The organism is Affinibrenneria salicis (assembly GCF_008710095.1).
The window spans coordinates 455,071-472,224 of the sequence record NZ_VYKJ01000003.1; the positions used below are offsets into that span (position 1 = coordinate 455,071).

The following is a 17,154-nucleotide window of genomic DNA, read 5'->3' on the forward strand; positions in this document are numbered from 1 at the left end:
CGGCGGTTTACCGATCGACGCCGACCCAGGTTGCGCTGACGTTCACTTCGCCGCTGGCGCTGACCGTGCCGGCCCACTCATCCCCGTTTACCGTGTACAGCGAGCGGGTATCATTCATCGGAAACAGCAGCTTCAGCGTGGTGGTAAAGTAGTAGCCGTCGTCGACCGCCGCGTTCCAGGCGGTTTGCGTCCAGTTGGCGTTGGTGATATCAATCGCCGCTTCGCTACAGCTATTGCGGCTTTCGACCGTCGCGCCCGTTGACGAGACGTACGACAAATAGGCCGGGATCGGTACATTTATCTCGCCGTCCGCCGAGGTAAATAAACAGTAGGGGATACCGCTGAGGGTGGTGCTGTTGCCCGTTACCTGTGCGGTGATGGCGTCCGCCTGCCGGGAGGCGGACGTCGTGACCTTGTAGTCAAATTCTATCGGCGAAGCGCTGCCGATGGTCCCCGATGCGCTCGGGTTGGCCGAGCCGTCCGTGGCGACAATGCTAATGCCGTATTCTTTCGGCGTGACGTTGAGCGCATTGGATGCCGTGAACTGGTAATAGCCGGACTCCGGCGTCAGCGCGTTAGTAAAATAGAAGGTAAACAACGAGTTATTATTGGAAATGGTGACGCCATTATTGAGAATATTGCTAAAGAACGTATTGGAGAGAAATACGTAGACCGCGTTGCCCGAGGTGGTAAATACGTTGCTATAGGTCGTATTGGCGCTGTAGTCGTACCAGGTGGAACCGTCGCCGCTGTATCTCACCGTGGCGGCCGCCGGCGTAAAGCCTAATGTGGCGGTATCCAGCACCATTCTGAAATATAATGAGGCGGTGACCTGCTGAGTTTGCTGCAAAGAATAAGACACCATTTTGCAAATGACGCCGGACGTGCCGCCGACGGTGCCGATGCTGCACATGTCGCTGCCGGCATTCACACTGGGGGTTCCGTCGCTGGCTACCCAGACTTCAGACATGGCGCCGGTGCTGTTAAGCGTTAAATGGCCGACTTTGGTGGCCGTGAGCGTGTAGTAGTACCATGCCGCATTGCTGGTCAGATCTTTGCATCGCCCGCCCGCCGCATAGTCATAATCGGTCGTGGTATAGCACCAGTTGAGGGTAAAGCTATCGCTGGAGCCAACGGATTTTTCTCGGAAATATTGATAAGCCGAGGCCGAAAACGAGGCGAAGCCGTAGCTGCCGTTATACACGCTGCTGCCGGCCAGCGCGTGGTAAAAGCCGTTGGCGTCGGTCGTCGCGCCGGCAATGTAGCCGACGGCGGGGCAGGTGTTGCCTGACGTCATGCAGCGGATGCCGCGCAACGGCTCGCTGATGGGGGAATTATCGATCCACATATCATAGTAGGCATTGGCGGCCGCCCAGCCGACATAGCCCATGTAACCCAGACTGGTCTGGTTGGTCGAATATTTGGTCCAGACGTTGGCGCCGGAAAAGCGCGGATCGAGGGCGCCCGGCGTAACGACATATTCACTATCAATATTATTTTCGATAAACAGGTAAGTATTGCTGCCGGAGCCGCTGCTGATGGCGGTCGCGGCCAGCGCCCCTGCGCCGTGCGTCAGGCAGGACAATAAAAACAGCGCCCGGCATAGTTTAATAAACATGTTCACTCTCCTTTTCTTCCTGCCGCGCAGTCTGATTTTGGCGGATGCAGAGAATATCGCCGAGCCATACGGCGCCTCTTGCGTCCTGCAAATCGAGTTCGGCTTCACAGACGCCGCCATTTTTTTCCAGCAGGGTGATGAACGGGAATTTTTTATCCACATCCATGGCAAACTCGCCTTTCTCATCGGTTTGCGTTTTACCGATATGGTTATGAATATCGGTATTCACCGCCAGTTTGCCGTCCGCGTGGCGGACGCGGCCAAATACGGTCACCAGCTGTTTGATTTCCGGATTAACGACGCTCACGTTGCCTGGATAAAGCACCACGCTGTTTTTGCGGCCGCTGACGATATCCACGCTGTCCTCGGCGTTTTTATCGTTCATTAATTCAACGGTGTATTTTGCGTAAGGGGGAAGGGCGATAAAATTGGATTTACCGGACAGGGCATAAGTGCGCCCATTAACCTGCGCCGCAACCGTGCCTTTTTCCGTGAAGTCGGTGTTGACCAGCACGCCCGAACGCTGGCTGTCCTTGCTGAGCGCCACATCGCGGCCGGACCAGGCTACCGATCCTTGCGAACTGAGGCTCAGGTTGGTGTTGTTTCCCGAGGTATGCGTCACCGCCACCGTGCCCGCATTGTATTTGGTATCGTAAGAGGCGAAGCCATTCAGTGAATATTCGTCCGCGGTATAACGGTTGTCGCCGCCGCCGCCTTTGATCCGTTTGGCTAAAGACGCGCCGGCGTGGGTTATCACGCTGTCGTCGAAGCGTTTACGGATACTGGCGTTGGCCAGCATATTGCCGTTTTCGCTCGACACTCCCGCGCTGAGCCAGGTCGCCAGCGGCATGGACAGCTCAATGTTGACGTATTTATCCTGCAGGCCATCGTCATTGCTATTGTTGTAGTAATAACGCTGTATGCCGGTGCGCAGACGGATGGTGGCGTAGCGCGTGTTGTACAGCGTCTGGCTGTAGTCGACGTTGGTATATTGATTGCCGGTATAGTTATTAACGGTTCTGCTGAGGGACAGGCTGCCCAGATACGGCGTTAGCCTCCTCAGGTTTAGCGTGGCGCCGGCGGAGTAAAAATCGCCTTTTTCAAGCGGTAAGTTATCGCCGATGTGGCTAAATTCGCGGGATCCCCATAATGAGCCATAGCCGTCAGGGATGCTCAGGTTAAGCGTGCTGATGCTTTTCCATGAGGCGTCCGTCGCGGTCATTACCTGCTGGTTAAAGCTGACCGCTTCATTGAGGGACACGTTGACTTCGCTCTCGTTCACGCCGGTGTGGTCGAAGCCGTAGAGCGTGGATTTTAGCGAGACCCCGGACAGGTAAGGCAAGGTTAGCGCCGCCGCGCCGCCGCCAAGCCAGGTCTCTTTTTTCCCCAGATTTCTGCCGAAATCGCGGCGATAATCCATACGATGATATTGCAACATGCCGCCAAAGACTTGCCACGCCACCTCGCCGGTCAGGCTGCTCTTGCGGGAAAAGGTCTTGTTGATCTGGGCGATGCGGCTGCTGACCTGTTTGCCGTTGACCACCACCTGCACATCGACGTTGTAGACGCCGAATGGCAGCCGGGTGGTATCGATTTCATAACTGCCCATAGCGAAATTCTGGATACTGAGTAAACGTCCTTCACGATAGACGTGCACCTCGCCGGCGCTCGGCAAGAATACGGTGACCGGCGTTAACGACAGCGTATTGTCTTCGATCTGCGTACTGCTTTTATTGCCGTAGCTGACCCCATAGATCCTGCTGGAGTTCAGGGCGCTCATGCTGGCGATCGACTGTAAATTCCACGTATCAACCATACCCAGCGCCAGCCTGCGTCCCTGGTAGTCGCGCTCATACATGGCGCGATAAAGATTGCTGCTGGTGTCGCCGGTTCCCAGTCCGTAGAGGGAGCCGTTGAGGTTGACGTGGTTTTCCCTTAGCGAGGTTGTGTTATCCAGCGTAATAAAACTGCTGCCGTTGTTGCGGTTCGCATATTTGTTGTAATAACTGCCGACCGTATAATTCAGCACTGAGGAGAGATCGGTTGACGTCGATTCGCCGAGCAAATTACTGCGCGGGATAATCGATGCGGCAAGCGCCTGTTGGTTGACGGTCAACTCAAGATAAAACGACTTGATATCCAGATTGAGGGCCGCGTCGCCGCCGAGCCGTAGCGTGGTTCCGTCGGTGAAGTGCTTATCCTTTAGTCCTGTTATCATCGCTTTCGTCGCGGGGGACAACTCGGTATTATTCGGCAAATCCGCCAGCGTCACTTCACGGATAAGAAAACCGTTTGCGTCAATGGCGAGCGCGGCGTCAGCGATTTTCTGTCGGCTTTTTTTATTTTCCGTATCACCGTTGTATTTAATAAAAACGGGAACATTCATGCCCTGATACAGCGCATTAGCGAATATGCCGGGGATGATATACTCGCCCAGCTTGACCGAGGTTTGTTTCTCTGCGCCGAGCGAAGAATAAGAAATGAAAAAAATACCCAGCGCCGACGCTTTTATGCCACCCGTCCATTTATCCATATTCCGCTCTTTTATTTTACATTTATATAGGTTTTACCGTGCCAAATGCCTATGCGCGTTTTTTTATCCGTAATGTCGGTATATTTTATTTTGACGCTCATACCGGGCATGATGTAATATCTTTCACGGCATCCTTTCCCCTGTTCCAACTTTTTGTCTTTACATGCGCCAAATGAAATAACCCGGAATGCCGCATTGCCGGTGTTGTATATATCGGCGCCCTCACGTTTGAAATCGAAGCGTTCGTTCCGTGGTCCCACGACTAATATGGTATTGATAACGGCGGACGTCGTCGCCTGACCCTGTTTGCTTTTTCGTGTATATCCCGACTCCGTAATGGGCTCATCCGTCCATGAAAGCCGGTAATAACGCTCCTTGTCGTCATTGGGGCCTTTATAGAAAAAACGGAAATTATCTTTAGCATTGCCTGGCAGAATCAGACTTGAAGGCGTGGATAATAACTCCACTTTGCTTTCCATCGGAATAATAACGCCTTCGGCCATCGGAGAGGATAAGCGGTAAACCGTGACGCTGACAAAGCGTGCGGAATCGGTAGTATTGGCAATCTCTTTTGACAGACTGAATTCATCGGGCGCCATCATGGATGTCACTTCGCCAACATTGACAGCCTGAGCCATAACAGGCAGCAGGACTAAAACGGGCCAGCAGAAAATCAAAATCTTCTTCATAAAAACCCCATTAAAGAAGGGGCGAACCCCTTCTTTAATTTTGAACAATATTAAAAACGCGCCAGTGCGGACGCTGTGCGATTAAACCGTCCAGTTAGCGGTAAACTGCACCTTTACGTCGCCGCTCCAGTAGCCGTCCGCCAGATCGGCGAAAGCGGCCGCGGTGGAACCGTCAGAGGTGGCGGAGTCAATGGAAAAGGTGAAGGCGCCCTGGGTGCTGGTGCGATCGCTGCCGGCGTAAGCCGTACTGACCGCCAGCGCGTCCAGACCGGAAGAAACGCTGTTGGCGGTGTCGATCAGCGTTGTTGCGCTGCTGTTGCTCAGGGCGGCGCCATTCCAGGCGACGCCTACGTCCAGCGTGGACGCATCGGCGCTGCGCGTCAGGGTATTGCTGACAATCTGGGAGGTCAGGGTAAAGTCGGTGGCGCCGGACTGACCCTGAATGGTGATATCGAAAGCGCCGTCCTGGGTATTAAATCCCTGGGTGCCTTCCGCGTATTCAAACGTCAGCGATTTAAGCGGGGTGACGACCAGGGCGCTGGTCGTATCTTTGGTTGCGCTCGCATCCCAGCTTGCCGTGGCGGACGCCGTGACGTCGGCTAAGGCGGAGAAGCTAATGAATGATGAAGCGGTTAATGTGGCTAAAACGAGTTTTTTCATTGGAACTTCCTTTTTATTTGATGACCGATAGTTATTTTTACTGCAGCACTTGGTTGACTTCTTAGGAGGCTTTCCTAAGTTCTTGCAAACTGAATAAATTAAATAATCAGCATTGCAATTTTTTTCACCTTCATCTTTCTGGTAATGCTTTGAACGCGTGAGTAAATTGTTTTTTGTGATTCAATATTTTCTTCTGCGATAGAAGTAATGCTTTTTCCACGCAAGATGCTGTCTAATAGATTGTATTCCTTTCTTGTCAAACAGTTCTTTTGGTTTTCTTCGGGGATGTCGGGTTGTTTCCCCCTGGCTACTAGCTGTAGTTCATTCAATAATAAAGAAATTTCCGTCCTGGCTCTCACGATGAATATGTTGTTCGATGTTTCGCGAAGATATAAAGCAACAGGAAGCGTGTGCTCATCGCAAAAAAGCGTTACTTTATTTCCGTCGGAAACGTATAACGAAAATGTTTTAGATGAAAAACCTTTGAAATTCTTACGGGAAAAGTCCAGGTAAAGGACGCTGGTTTGCCGTATTTTAATTAATTCAAGTAAGTATTCGATACCCAAATCGAAAAAATAATGATTAAAAGGTGAACCCGCCATTTTTTTACTCCTCAGCGTGATTTTTTTGCAAGCGCTGACCTGACAACAGCGGCCATATTAAAAAACTGTGAAACTTTTCATCAGGCGTTGCTGCAACGCTCGTGCGCCAGTTTTGTTGTTCAGCGACAGCTCGCCGCGACTGTTGGCCTTCTCCGCCGCATGGCGCTTGCGCCAGATTCGATGTTTCTTTACATCGTATTTTCTAATGTCCTGCTTCTCTCCGCCGAATATTTCCGCCTGGTGAAATCGGGCGACCAATGCGCATTTCACCGTACGTCATCGTTCCGGTATCAACGTTGACGCTTTTGGCTCGCCGGCCGATGCCGGTGTTTTTCGGGCAGTAAAACTGTATGTCCGGGGGCCGAAAATCGAGTCAGCAAATCCCTGCCGGACCCGCTGCGCAAGATGAAAGGCGCGTTTGAGCATTAATCCGGCGGAATAACTTTATCGCAATAGACAAACCTATTATTGTTGGTTTTTTAGTTTAAAATCGTAAGCGAAAAAGTTGAAATTCATTTAATTTATTGATATCGATTACCTTCTTTAACCTTCTGTTTTTGTCGTTAACGTATGTTGTTGACGTTATCGTTTTAGGCTGTTTCTCTCAATCAGATAACCTTCTGAGAAAAGGCCTAATCAGTTACTGTTGAATGTAACCCTCTGTGTTTGGCAGATTTTGCATACAAATCTCTGCATTAAAACCTCCCATTTGGGAGTGGCGAAAAAAAATCTTATAGGCAGGAATAGCATGTCTGTTTTTTTTGTATTTTACCTTTCAAATTGTGCGGGAATTTGAAGTGAAAAAACAATCTTTAGACGATGATGCGGTTGAAATAGCCTATGTACTGGAAAGTGCGGCCTGGGGGGAAGTAACCTGGGATGACGTGTTAAAGAGAATGGCGGAAATCATTCCAGGTACTTCATTGCATTCAGTTCACCATGACCCATTTGCCAGTAAAGCGCTGACGCTTAACTGGCATGGTGTTGATGACGTCATCGCAGAACAGTATAAACGTTATTATATCGGCATTAATCCGTGGGCTCCGGTGCTTGCCGCCCGACCCAGTGGCACTATATTTGCTTCCGAGAGGGAAATGCCGGCTTATATGTTTAAAAATACCGAATATTATTGCGATTATCATTGCAAATTAGGACAGCAAACTGCCTGGTGCGGTATAAAAATAGATACCGGACCCCGGGATAATTTTTTCCTTTGTTTTAATTACTCGCACAACGCCAGCAGAATTCTCGATTCATATTGCGCCCAATTGCTATCCGCCATCAGGCAGCCGCTGCTAAGCGTTCTCACAGAGGAGAAGCGTGTTAACAACATACGGCAGCGTGTAGCTGCGGAAGCGGCGATTTCCTTGTCTTCAACGGACGCGTCACTCGTGGTGGATGAGAAAATGAAATTGTTTGAGATGAATCTTCGCGCCGAGGCGCTTATTTCTGAGGGGGCTTTTGTCCGGTGTCGGCAGGGCGTAGTTAGCTTCAGAAATAATGCGCTGAATGATATGTTGGTTGAGAAGGTTAAAATATTAAATGCTTCGCCGCTTGGTTCACAACAGATGTTCGGCGTACAGTTCGGCCTTAAGAGTTTAATTATAAAATTTACTCGAGTCAGTAACGTTCTCGGGCGTCCCTTGTTAAATACACCTGCGTTAATTTTAATTTCAATTACGGATGCCAGCCTCCGCAGAGGTGAACTGGATATGAATTTATTAAAAAGTCTATACGGAGTTACGGATACTGAAGCAAAACTTTGTCATTTTTTAGCCCGTGGGTTTGGTTTGATCGAATCCGCAGAGATGGCCGGCATTACCTATGAACATGCCCGTCAGCGGATAAAAATAATATTAGGTAAAACCGGCACGAAAAATAAAATTGAGCTGATCTCATTGTTAAGTCAACTTATCTGCTGGGTGGATCGAACCGCAGGGTGATATACCCGGCAGGTTTCAGGCTGCGATACGCTGGCTGCGCTCAATTATTCTGCGCGTCCTGCGCCTCACGGAGCCGCCGGCGGCGGCGTTCACATCCGCCCGATGGCGTTCAGGGGTGGCGGGGCGGCTCGGTAGTTGGGGCATCGTGCCGGCAATTACGACGATCCTGCGAGATTGAGATGTTTAGCTCAATTTCAGCGCTTGTTCTAATCGCCGCGGCGCACAGGATAAAGCAGCATCCGCTTTATCCTGATAGCGCGTTTGCCGGTTGTAGAGTATGTTCTCTTTCAAATCAAACTTATGCGTCATACGAATAGCGAGCTTGCTTCTTTCGGGCCGCAATGCAACGGCTCTGCGTCTGAACTCCGGGGTATTATCGTGTTGCCTTGACATACAGACCTCGCGCTCGTTGACGGATTTGTAAACAAAGCGGGTGCCAGAACAAGGACAGATCACACATGAGTCGCTTAGCGAGGGTGACATGAGGAAATTTATAACCACGACGCTGTTGTCCATAGCATTTTTCACGTTTTTTCATGCGCATGCCGCTTCGAATGCGTTATGGAACTCGATAAACGGCGACAGGACATATGAGATCAAGGCCAGCGGCGATGGCGTAGACATACCTGCCGGCATATCGATAGTCTCCTCCGGAGAATCACAATATGGCGGGGCGGTTCGCAGCGTCGATGTGTCCGCCCATCAAGGGGAAATCGCTACGTTGGCTGGCGACTTAAGGGCGGAAGGCGACCTGAATGGCGTGGCGATCTGGATGCGGATCGAAGGCGACAGTCCCCTGCCGCCGGCCCAGTCCTTTTCCTCAAGCGCCAGGCATGTGATACAGGCAGGAAGCGCAACCGAACGCCGTCAGGTACGATTGAAGATCCCAGATACCGCCCGCCGGCTGTTGTTTGGCGTGGTAGCGAGCGGACGCGGCAAGCTGGATGCCACCAATCTTTCCCTGAGCTTCGCGCAGCCCGAGAACGTTGCGTTGGCGTCGGACTGTGACCTTTACGGGCAGGCTGATGCATTGGTCCGGCAGCACGCGCTGTTCGCCAATAGGGTCAAGGCCTCTGAGCCGGGAGAAGGCCGGCAGGAAGTCAATGGCGTGCGGGATGCCGGGTATGACCGCGCCAGAATTCGCGACTTGCTCGCCGCGCTAGGCGATCGTCACAGTAAGCTGCTCACGCCGGAACAGAGCGAACAGCATTCGCGCTCCACGTATGCGGTATCGGCGCCGCAAGTAAAAACGCTTGCTCCCGGGATAGTCTACGTCAAGGTGCCCGGCATCCTGGGGCGGGATCGTGAATCGGCGCTTGTCCTCGCAAAAGGCATGGCCGCCGGCATCGCGCGGCATGCGAGTCAGGCGGAAAAAGGCTGGGTCGTTGACCTTCGAGGGAACGTCGGCGGCAATATGTGGCCGATGCTGGCTGGTCTCCATTCGCTGCTGGGGCCCGGCGCAGTAGGGGGATTCAGGGATCGTACCGGAAAAGTAAGTCCCTGGATCATACCCCGCGCGGGCGTCGAAAATGGGAGTGCTGCTCTCGACCACGCTCGCGTAGCCGTTCTGGTGGATGAGCGAACAGCCAGTTCGGGAGAGGCGGTCGCCGTCGCTTTCCACGGCAGGGCAGGCGTACGGCTGTTTGGCCGGCCCACTGCGGGCCTTTCGACCGGGAATGCTTCGTTCCCGCTTTGTGATGGTTCCCTCCTCTTGTTGACCACCAGTCGTTTCGTCGACCGCAAAGGGACTGTATTCGGGAAACAGATCGTGCCTGACCTGTTAGTCGAGGCCGCGGCGGACAACGCCGGGTCAACGGTGGCGCGTGACGCTGACATTGATGCGGCGCAAACCTGGCTATCAAAGGAGTGACGTCATACTTAAAGCCGGGTTAGCGCGTCAGAACGCCACCGGATCCAGCACATTCGCTCTCCGTTACGATACCGCTTCGCGGTTGACCATACCGTCAGCCAACCGCGTCTTTTGGAGTCACCGCTGGCCGGGCATCGCGTCCAGCGGCAGACCGGCGTGGCTAGATCCAGTGGCCGGTTTTGCCACTCGGCAACGTGCTCCATCACGGTAGCCATGCCCTTCGATACCAGACCATCTCCGGGACACAATTGTGTTATACAGATCTTTGAATGCAGCGGCGACCTCGCGGCTGATCATGCCTCTGGCGAACATCGACAGGCTCTGGCCTGGCTACCCATTCCGGTAATACGGATCTGGTTTTTGCTCACCGGTTGCGATTCAACGGAGCCGCCGCGTTCGCGCGGAGTATGTCGCTCCATCATGATCTTGCCCGCGACTAGTGGCATGCTGTTAAGCGAGTAAAATCGTTAACAGGGCGAACCATGACGCAAGCAAAATCCGTGAAGAAAACATCCCGTAACCAATATACCCCCGGAATTTCGCCGGCAGGCGCTGGCGCCCGCCGACCGGCGTGAATATGACCTCGCTGTCGCTTTCAGTCGCGGCGCCGGGAATCAAGCCAGGCAAGTTTAGGGTCAGGATGCGGAGCCTGGCTGTCCCCGTGGACGACATAGCGCGCGAGTTGACGCTGGGCTACGCCATTTATATCCCCGGTGGAGGACCGCTGAATGGTGGCGTTGCCCAGGCTAATGCCAACCAGTCATTCACCTGGCCATAGCAGAGATTACATAAACCGGTCCGCGCCGCCGGAGGCTTCCACGGTGTGGCCGGTCACGAACTGATTGCGTGCTGAAAGCAGGAACGCGGCGATAGCGGCGATATCTTCCGGTCGTCCGAAACGCCCGACCGGCGTTTTTTCCTTGCCGAGAAGGGTCATGATTTCCTCATCGGTTTTACCTGACAGTTCCGGACGACGGGCGCGGACGTTCGGCAGCATGTTCTTCGCCCAGTTTTCCGTCGCCACCGCTCCTACGCCAATGGCATTGACCAGAATACCCATCGGCGCCACATCCAGCGCAAGGCTGCGGGTCAAATTATTGATGGCCGCGCTCAGGGCATGGGAAACCGTCAGCGGCGGGTTGGGATACAGCCCGCCGATAGACGAGATATTCACAATACGCCCCCATCCGCGCTGCTGCATACCCGGGATCACCTCGCGGCAAAAGCGGCGCATGGCGGTGAATTTGGTTGCCGTCATTGCCTCCCAGTCTTCATCGGAGGTGGTCAGTAGGGTGCCGGTGTGGGCCCGGCCCGCGTTGTTGACCAGCAGATCAATCCCCGGGAAACGTTGGTGCGCCTGACGGACTGCCTGACGAGGAAAATCAGCATCGGTCACGTCGCCCGCCAGCGTTAGCGTGGCGATCCCATAGCGTTGCGCCAGTCTGTCGGCGGCGTCGTCCAGCCGCGATTGGGTTCTGGCCACCATCACCAGATGTGCGCCGTTTGCCGCCAGCTCTTCACAGATGCTGAAACCGATACCGGTACTGGCGCCCGTCACCAGAGCCACTTTGTCTTTGATCTCCAAATCCATCATTGTCTCCTGCTGTTTACGTTACGGTCCGTGCTTGCGACAAGGTTAGGTGAGGCATCTTCACCCTCGTTAATTACTGAGGTAAGACTTGATGAAGAATACCGGTAATTGAACTAAGCGAATGGATTCATGTCAATTGCATCTAAAACATGTCGGCAGTTTTAAAAGCCTGGTTCCAGTAAAAATTGAGACGGCGCTAGTTTCCACTATTTTCACTAATTGTCTGTATTTGGAGAATGTGGCAGATTCAAAGCATCAGGAAAATTTAAGCGAAAGGATGCTGCCATGTTTTCTGCCGCCGCCCCGGCAGGCCAGGGACGCGACCCGCACCAGCTTCCTGCCGCCGCGCGAACGCTAATGTTTTGGTTGTTCAAAATTAGCGTCACGGTCCGAATTTGCAACAAGGGCAGGTGAAATAGCTACCCTTGTTGCTGTTGGTCATGGCTGAAGAATGCCTGGTTATCCCGGCGTCAGCGGCAGACGTGAACGGTATTCCGGCAATTTGGATCACCAGCCGGGTATTGGCCGCATCTGTATTTGATCTGGATAAGTTCTTGCCTGTTCTGCTCGGTGCCTGTGATACTCATGTCGAGCGGATTGCCGTGACCGAGCGAGAGGCCAGCCAGCGAGCCCAACAATTTGAGTTCAATTCTGTATTCCTCGCGGTGCACCGCACAGAAACCCTGGCCGTGCTGCGGCTACGCGAAATCGCGGGATTGACGAATCCAGACTTCCACAACACGGGACGTCCATAATAGCACACTGAATTTGGCCACCCGGGGAGGACATGATGTTGATCGTGTTGGCCGTGGACGGCGCTCGTTTCAGTAGTGGTCAAGTGGCGGTGACTATTAACGGATCTGACGCTGATCGGCAGGTACTGGTGAAGCAGACATTGCAAGGGTGAAGGGCGCATGAGCGGAACGCGGAAAACGCCGAACAACCCGGATTACCGGGTGCTGTTGCCGGAGTGGGAGGGTGGCGAGCCGCTGTTCGAGCTGACCGGGCAGCAACGCAAGAGCATCCTTGGGGGCAAGCCGCACCGGGTGGCGCCGGTAGATAAGCATGTGCCTGTGCATGAGCGGGCGAGTACCTGTGAATCGCTGCTGGCGGTGTACCCGGATGCAATCGGCATCGGTAGCGTGTTGGGGGCTGGACCGGAACGGGGAGATGTAGGGTTTGGGGGAGTGATGACCCTTCTGATGGCTGGAATGTGGTTTTCCTTGGGTTTTGCTGTAGGGGGCAGTGAGTGGCTCAGTTTGCTCGCAATTTTTCCTGCAGGTTTGTTATTTTTAATAGGAGCGCTCCACCTTCTTAAGAGCCGCTATTCTCTTCCAAAAGACCAACCCGTCCTGTTCAACCGCAAGACGCGGCAGGTCATCTTCTCGCAGGTCCGCTTCCACCCGTTCTGGAAGTTCTGGGTCATGCCCGGATTCGAAGCGCCGGTGACGGTGCCGTGGGAAGCGGTACAGGCGCGCAGCTACAAGTTCGTGCAGTTCATGGGCGAGACCGTGCGCGATTCGTATCGACTGGAGCTGTGGGCATCCTCGGCGGACGAGCCGAAAATTCCCTGCGCGCGCGCGGCGATCGGCTACCTGGGCTGGTACGAGGATGAGAAGCTGTGGCGGCTGTACGAGCATATCCGCCGCTACATGGAAGAGGATGGCCCGGCGATGCAGCCGGGCGAGGCGCTGCGCAAGCCGAAAAAGGGGCGCGATTTGATCGCTTTCCCGGAGGAGGTGCTGGCGACCCTGGGCGGCCCGGCGCTGAGCGAGGAGCAACTGGAGACGCTGGCCCATGTCCCGCCGCCGCCCCGACAAGCCAGGGACGCGACCCGCACCAGCTTCCTGCCGCCGCGCGAACGCTAATGTTTTGGTTGTTCAAAATTAGCGTCACGGTCCGAATTTGCAACAAGGGCAGGTGAAATAGCTACCCTTGTTGCGGTTAGTCATGGCTGAAGAATGCCCGGTTATCCCGGCGTCAGCGGCAGACGTGAGCGGTATTCCGGCAATTTGGATCACCAGCCGGGTATTGGCCGCATCTGTATTTGATCTGGATAAGTTCTTGCCTGTTCTGCTCGGTGCCTGTGATACTCATATCGAGCGGATTGCCGTGACCGAGCGCGAGGCCAGCCAGCGAGCCTAACAATTTGAGTTCAATTCTGTATTCCTCGCGGTGCCCCCCACAGAAATCCTGGCTGTGCTGCGGCTACGCGAAATCGCGGGATTGACGAATCCAGACTTCCACAACACGGGACGTCCATATATAGCACACTGAATTTGGCCACCCGGGGAGAACATGGTGTTGAACGCGTTGGCCGTGGACGGCGCTCGTTTCAGTCGTGGTCAAGTGGCGGTGACCATTAGCGAAGCTGACGCTGATCGGCAGGTTCTGGTGCAGCAGACATTACAAGGGTGAAGGGCGCATGAGCGGAACGCGGGAAACGCCGAACAACCCGGATTACCGGGTGCTGTTGCCGGAGTGGGAGGGCGGCGAGCCGCTGTTCGAGCTGACCGGGCAGCAACGCAAGAGCATCCTTGGGGGCAAGCCGCACCGGGTGGCGCCGGTAGATAAGCATGTGCCTGTGCATGAGCGGGCGAGTACCTGTGAATCGCTGCTGGCGGTGTACCCGGATGCAATCGGCATCGGTAGCGTGCTGGGGGCGGGGCCAGAACGGGGTAGTGTAGGGTTCGGGGGGTGGATAACCCTTGGTATATCTTTAGCATTTTTATGGGTGGGGATCGAAATTGCTATTTCTGACCATATTATTGATTCAATTATTCCGATAACTGTTTTTTTGTTTTTTTCTATTGGCGCAATCTATCTTCTTAAGAGCCGCTATTCTCTTCCAAAAGACCAACCCGTCCTGTTCAACCGCAAGACGCGGCAGGTCATCTTCTCGCAGATCCGCTTCCACCCGTTCTGGAAGTTCTGGGTCATGCCCGGATTCGAAGCGCCGGTGACGGTGCCATGGGAGGCGGTGCAGGCGCGCAGCTACAAGTTCGTGCAGTTCATGGGCGAGACCGTGCGCGATTCGTACCGGCTGGAGCTGTGGGCATCCTCGGCGGACGACCCGAAGATCCCCTGCGCGCGTGCGGCGATCGGCTACCTGGGCTGGTACGAGGACGAGAAGCTGTGGCGGCTGTACGAGCATATCCGCCGCTACATGGAAGAGGATGGCCCGGCGATCCAGCCGGGCGAGGCGCTGCGCAAGCCGAAAAAGGGGCGCGATTTGATCGCTTTCCCGGAGGAGGTGCTGGCGACCCTGGGCGGCCCGGCGCTGAGCGAGGAGCAACTGGAGACGCTGGCCCATGTCCCGCCGCCGCTCCGGCAGGTCAGGGAGGCGACCCGCACCAGCTTCCTGCCGCCCCGCGAACGCTAATTTTGGGGTCGTTCAAAATTAGCGTCACGGTCCGAATTTGCAACAAGGGCAGGTGAAATAGCTACCCTTGTTGCTGTTGGTCATGGCTGAAGAATGTCTGGTTATCCCGGCGTCAGCGGCAGACATGGGCGGTATTCCGGCAATTTGGATCACCAGCCAGGTATTGGCCGCATCTGTATTTGATCTGGATAAGTTCTTGCCTGTTCTGCTCGGTGCCTGTGATACTCATATCGAGCGGATTGCCGTGACCGAGCGCGAGGCCAGCCAGCGAGCCCAACAATTTGAGTTCAATTCTGTATTCCTCGCGGTGCACCCCACAGAAATCCTGGCTGTGCTGCGGCTACGCGAAATCGCGGGATTGACGAATCCAGACTTCCACAACACGGGACGTCCATATATAGCACACTGAATTTGGCCACCCGGGGAGAACATGGTGTTGAACGCGTTGGCCGTGGACGGCGCTCGTTTCAGTCGTGGTCAAGTGGCGGTGACCATTAGCGAAGCTGACGCTGATCGGCAGGTTCTGGTGCAGCAGACATTACAAGGGTGAAGGGCGCATGAGCGGAACGCGGGAAACGCCGAACAACCCGGATTACCGGGTGCTGTTGCCGGAGTGGGAGGGCGGCGAGCCGCTGTTCGAGCTGACCGGGCAGCAGCGCAAGAGCGTCCTTGGGGGGAAGCCGCACCGGGTTGCGCCCGTGGACAAGAGTATGCCGGTACACGAGCAGGCGAGTACCTGTGAATCGCTGCTGGCGGTGTACCCGGATGCAATCGGCATCGGGTGCGTGCTGGGAGCCGGGCAGGAACGGGGGAGCGTGGGATTCGGTGGATGGGTTACGTTGCTTTTTTCGTTAGGTTCACTATGGTTTGGTTTTTTATTTGACAGCGGCATGTGGGTGGCCTGGATATTATTTTTCGCTATCGGATTATTTTTTTTTATTGGGGCTGTTCACCTCCTCAAGGGCCGTTACTGTCTTCCAAAAGACCAACCTGTCCTGTTCAACCGCAAGACGCGGCAGGTCATCTTCTCGCAGATCCGTTTCCACCCGTTCTGGAAGTTCTGGGTCATGCCCGGATTCGAAGCGCCGGTGACGGTGCCGTGGGAGGCGGTGCAGGTCCGCAGCTACAAGTTCGTGCAGTTCATGGGCGAGACCGTGCGCGATTCGTATCGGCTGGAACTGTGGGCGTCCTTGGCGGACGAGCCGAAGATCCCCTGCGCGCGTGCGGCGATCGGCTACCTGGGCTGGTACGAGGATGAGAAGCTGTGGCGGCTGTACGAGCATATCCGCCGCTACATGGAAGAGGATGGTCCGGCGATCCAGCCGGGGGAAGCGTTGCGCAAGCCGAAGAAGGGGCGCGACCTGGCGCCGTTCCCTGAGGAGGTGCTGGCGACCCTGGGCGGCCCGGCGCTCAGCAAGGAGCAGGTGGAGGCGCTGGCCCATGTCCCGCCGCCGCCCCGACAAGCCAGGAACGCGACCCGCACCAGCTTCCAGCCGCCCCGCAAACGCTAATGTTTTGGTTGTTCAAAATTAGCGTCACGGTCCGAATTTGCAACAAGGGCAGGTGAAATAGCTACCCTTGTTGCTGTTAGTCATGACTGAAGAATGTCTGGTTATCCCGGCGTCAGCGGCAGACGTGAACGGTATTCCGGCAATTTGGATCACCAGCCGGGTATTGGCCGCATCTGTATTTCCTTTTTCCAGCAGATCAAGACGGTCTGCCCAATCCTGCATCATGACTCGCCGCTGCTCAACTGATCTGTCCCCGAAATTATTCCCACCTAATTACGCTGCCATTTCATAATGCACCGGCGTTTGATAACCCAGCGTTGAGTGCCTGCGACGGCGATTGTAAAATACTTCAATATAATCAAACAGGGCGTTCATTGCCTGCTCTCTGCTGCTAAACGCTTTACCCTGCATCAGTTCCGTTTTCAGCGTGTGGCAGAAGCTTTCCATTACCGCATTATCATAACAGCAGCCTTTCCCGCTCATTGAGCAGACTAACTCATTGTTTTTCAATATCTCACGATACCGATGGTTGGCATACTGGCTCCCCCTGTCCGAATGCACGATGACCTTCCCCGTCGGTCTGCGCTGTTTTATTGCCATCTCTGACGCGTCAATCACCAACTGCTTCTTCAGGCGATTACTCAGACTCAGGCCGATAATGCGTCTGGAATACAGGTCAATCACCGTCGCCAGATACAGCCAGCCTTCTCCCGTGCGGATATACGTGATATCCGAAGCCCACGCGATATTCGCCG

Annotated in this window: 17 protein-coding genes and 1 pseudogene; 9 read left to right on the forward strand and 9 right to left on the reverse strand. The window is 54.6% G+C overall.

Annotated features, from left to right (window positions below; all coding sequences use genetic code 11):
• Positions 1-7 precede the first annotated feature (7 nt).
• From FJU30_RS09165 to FJU30_RS09190, 6 genes are all read right to left on the reverse strand, one after another.
• On the reverse strand, positions 8-1,618 hold the full coding sequence (locus FJU30_RS09165) for a fimbrial protein (protein ID WP_150434642.1): 1,611 nt from the start codon (positions 1,616-1,618) through the stop codon (positions 8-10).
• Positions 1,608-4,151, reverse strand: a complete 2,544-nt coding sequence (locus FJU30_RS09170; protein WP_150434643.1) for a CS1-pili formation C-terminal domain-containing protein — start codon at positions 4,149-4,151, stop codon at positions 1,608-1,610. The genes FJU30_RS09165 and FJU30_RS09170 overlap by 11 nt, the downstream gene beginning before the upstream one ends.
• A gap of 11 nt (positions 4,152-4,162) precedes the next feature.
• The gene (locus FJU30_RS09175; RefSeq protein WP_150434644.1) at positions 4,163-4,840 is read right to left on the reverse strand and encodes an EcpB family pilus assembly chaperone; all 678 of its coding nucleotides are present in this window, start codon (positions 4,838-4,840) and stop codon (positions 4,163-4,165) included.
• A gap of 81 nt (positions 4,841-4,921) precedes the next feature.
• A complete protein-coding gene (gene ecpA, locus FJU30_RS09180; protein WP_150434645.1) occupies positions 4,922-5,500 on the reverse strand; it encodes a common pilus major fimbrillin subunit EcpA in 579 nt (192 codons plus the stop codon).
• Positions 5,501-5,598: 98 nt separating this feature from the next.
• The gene (locus tag FJU30_RS09185; RefSeq protein ID WP_150434646.1) at positions 5,599-6,102 is read right to left on the reverse strand and encodes a helix-turn-helix transcriptional regulator; all 504 of its coding nucleotides are present in this window, start codon (positions 6,100-6,102) and stop codon (positions 5,599-5,601) included.
• Between the two features lie 57 nt (positions 6,103-6,159).
• Positions 6,160-6,372, reverse strand: a complete 213-nt coding sequence (locus tag FJU30_RS09190; protein WP_150434647.1) for a hypothetical protein — start codon at positions 6,370-6,372, stop codon at positions 6,160-6,162.
• 527 nt (positions 6,373-6,899) lie between these two features.
• Between FJU30_RS09190 and FJU30_RS09195 the strand changes: the two genes are divergently transcribed.
• Together FJU30_RS09195 and FJU30_RS09200 are read left to right on the forward strand one after the other, a co-directional pair.
• Positions 6,900-8,045, forward strand: coding sequence for a helix-turn-helix transcriptional regulator (locus FJU30_RS09195; RefSeq protein ID WP_150434648.1), 1,146 nt, complete (start codon positions 6,900-6,902; stop codon positions 8,043-8,045).
• Positions 8,046-8,526: 481 nt separating this feature from the next.
• A complete protein-coding gene (locus tag FJU30_RS09200; protein WP_150434649.1) occupies positions 8,527-9,915 on the forward strand; it encodes a S41 family peptidase in 1,389 nt (462 codons plus the stop codon).
• Positions 9,916-10,064: 149 nt separating this feature from the next.
• On the opposite strand, the pseudogene FJU30_RS27110 reads toward FJU30_RS09200, so the two are convergent.
• Positions 10,065-10,325, reverse strand: a pseudogene (locus FJU30_RS27110) (transposase); the annotation flags it as partial.
• A 374-nt stretch (positions 10,326-10,699) separates the two neighbouring features.
• A complete protein-coding gene (locus FJU30_RS09205; RefSeq protein ID WP_223881541.1) occupies positions 10,700-11,509 on the reverse strand; it encodes an SDR family NAD(P)-dependent oxidoreductase in 810 nt (269 codons plus the stop codon).
• Between the two features lie 422 nt (positions 11,510-11,931).
• Between FJU30_RS09205 and FJU30_RS09210 the strand changes: the two genes are divergently transcribed.
• The 7 genes from FJU30_RS09210 (at position 11,932) to FJU30_RS26805 (ending at position 16,645) form a co-directional block, all read left to right on the forward strand.
• Complete coding sequence (locus FJU30_RS09210) at positions 11,932-12,261, forward strand: hypothetical protein (protein ID WP_150434650.1); 330 nt, start codon at positions 11,932-11,934, stop codon at positions 12,259-12,261.
• Positions 12,262-12,420: 159 nt separating this feature from the next.
• On the forward strand, positions 12,421-13,374 hold the full coding sequence (locus FJU30_RS27115) for a DUF6708 domain-containing protein (protein WP_223881542.1): 954 nt from the start codon (positions 12,421-12,423) through the stop codon (positions 13,372-13,374).
• An 82-nt stretch (positions 13,375-13,456) separates the two neighbouring features.
• Positions 13,457-13,651, forward strand: a complete 195-nt coding sequence (locus FJU30_RS26795) for a hypothetical protein (protein ID WP_191091554.1) — start codon at positions 13,457-13,459, stop codon at positions 13,649-13,651.
• A 280-nt stretch (positions 13,652-13,931) separates the two neighbouring features.
• Positions 13,932-14,888, forward strand: coding sequence for a DUF6708 domain-containing protein (locus FJU30_RS27120; protein WP_223881543.1), 957 nt, complete (start codon positions 13,932-13,934; stop codon positions 14,886-14,888).
• A 67-nt stretch (positions 14,889-14,955) separates the two neighbouring features.
• Positions 14,956-15,297, forward strand: coding sequence for a hypothetical protein (locus FJU30_RS09225; RefSeq protein WP_150434651.1), 342 nt, complete (start codon positions 14,956-14,958; stop codon positions 15,295-15,297).
• A 148-nt stretch (positions 15,298-15,445) separates the two neighbouring features.
• Positions 15,446-16,399, forward strand: a complete 954-nt coding sequence (locus FJU30_RS27125; RefSeq protein WP_223881544.1) for a DUF6708 domain-containing protein — start codon at positions 15,446-15,448, stop codon at positions 16,397-16,399.
• Between the two features lie 93 nt (positions 16,400-16,492).
• Positions 16,493-16,645, forward strand: coding sequence for a hypothetical protein (locus FJU30_RS26805; protein ID WP_191091555.1), 153 nt, complete (start codon positions 16,493-16,495; stop codon positions 16,643-16,645).
• 27 nt (positions 16,646-16,672) lie between these two features.
• Here FJU30_RS26805 and FJU30_RS09235 read toward each other — a convergent pair.
• Positions 16,673-17,154: IS3 family transposase (locus FJU30_RS09235; RefSeq protein ID WP_150434652.1), on the reverse strand; the 482-nt coding region annotated here is incomplete at its 5' end.

Bases quoted from the DNA above. Each gene is read 5' to 3' on its own strand.
- FJU30_RS09185 (WP_150434646.1), bottom strand. From the start codon at position 6,102: ATGGCGGGTTCACCTTTTAATCATTATTTTTTCGATTTGGGTATCGAA.
- FJU30_RS27120 (WP_223881543.1), top strand. From the start codon at position 13,932: ATGAGCGGAACGCGGGAAACGCCGAACAACCCGGATTACCGGGTGCTG.
- FJU30_RS26805 (WP_191091555.1), top strand. From the start codon at position 16,493: ATGTCTGGTTATCCCGGCGTCAGCGGCAGACGTGAACGGTATTCCGGC.
- FJU30_RS27115 (WP_223881542.1), top strand. From the start codon at position 12,421: ATGAGCGGAACGCGGAAAACGCCGAACAACCCGGATTACCGGGTGCTG.
- FJU30_RS09205 (WP_223881541.1), bottom strand. From the start codon at position 11,509: ATGATGGATTTGGAGATCAAAGACAAAGTGGCTCTGGTGACGGGCGCC.
- FJU30_RS27125 (WP_223881544.1), top strand. From the start codon at position 15,446: ATGAGCGGAACGCGGGAAACGCCGAACAACCCGGATTACCGGGTGCTG.
- FJU30_RS09170 (WP_150434643.1), bottom strand. From the start codon at position 4,151: ATGGATAAATGGACGGGTGGCATAAAAGCGTCGGCGCTGGGTATTTTT.
- FJU30_RS09200 (WP_150434649.1), top strand. From the start codon at position 8,527: ATGAGGAAATTTATAACCACGACGCTGTTGTCCATAGCATTTTTCACG.
- ecpA (WP_150434645.1), bottom strand. From the start codon at position 5,500: ATGAAAAAACTCGTTTTAGCCACATTAACCGCTTCATCATTCATTAGC.
- FJU30_RS09165 (WP_150434642.1), bottom strand. From the start codon at position 1,618: ATGTTTATTAAACTATGCCGGGCGCTGTTTTTATTGTCCTGCCTGACG.
- FJU30_RS26795 (WP_191091554.1), top strand. From the start codon at position 13,457: ATGGCTGAAGAATGCCCGGTTATCCCGGCGTCAGCGGCAGACGTGAGC.
- FJU30_RS09175 (WP_150434644.1), bottom strand. From the start codon at position 4,840: ATGAAGAAGATTTTGATTTTCTGCTGGCCCGTTTTAGTCCTGCTGCCT.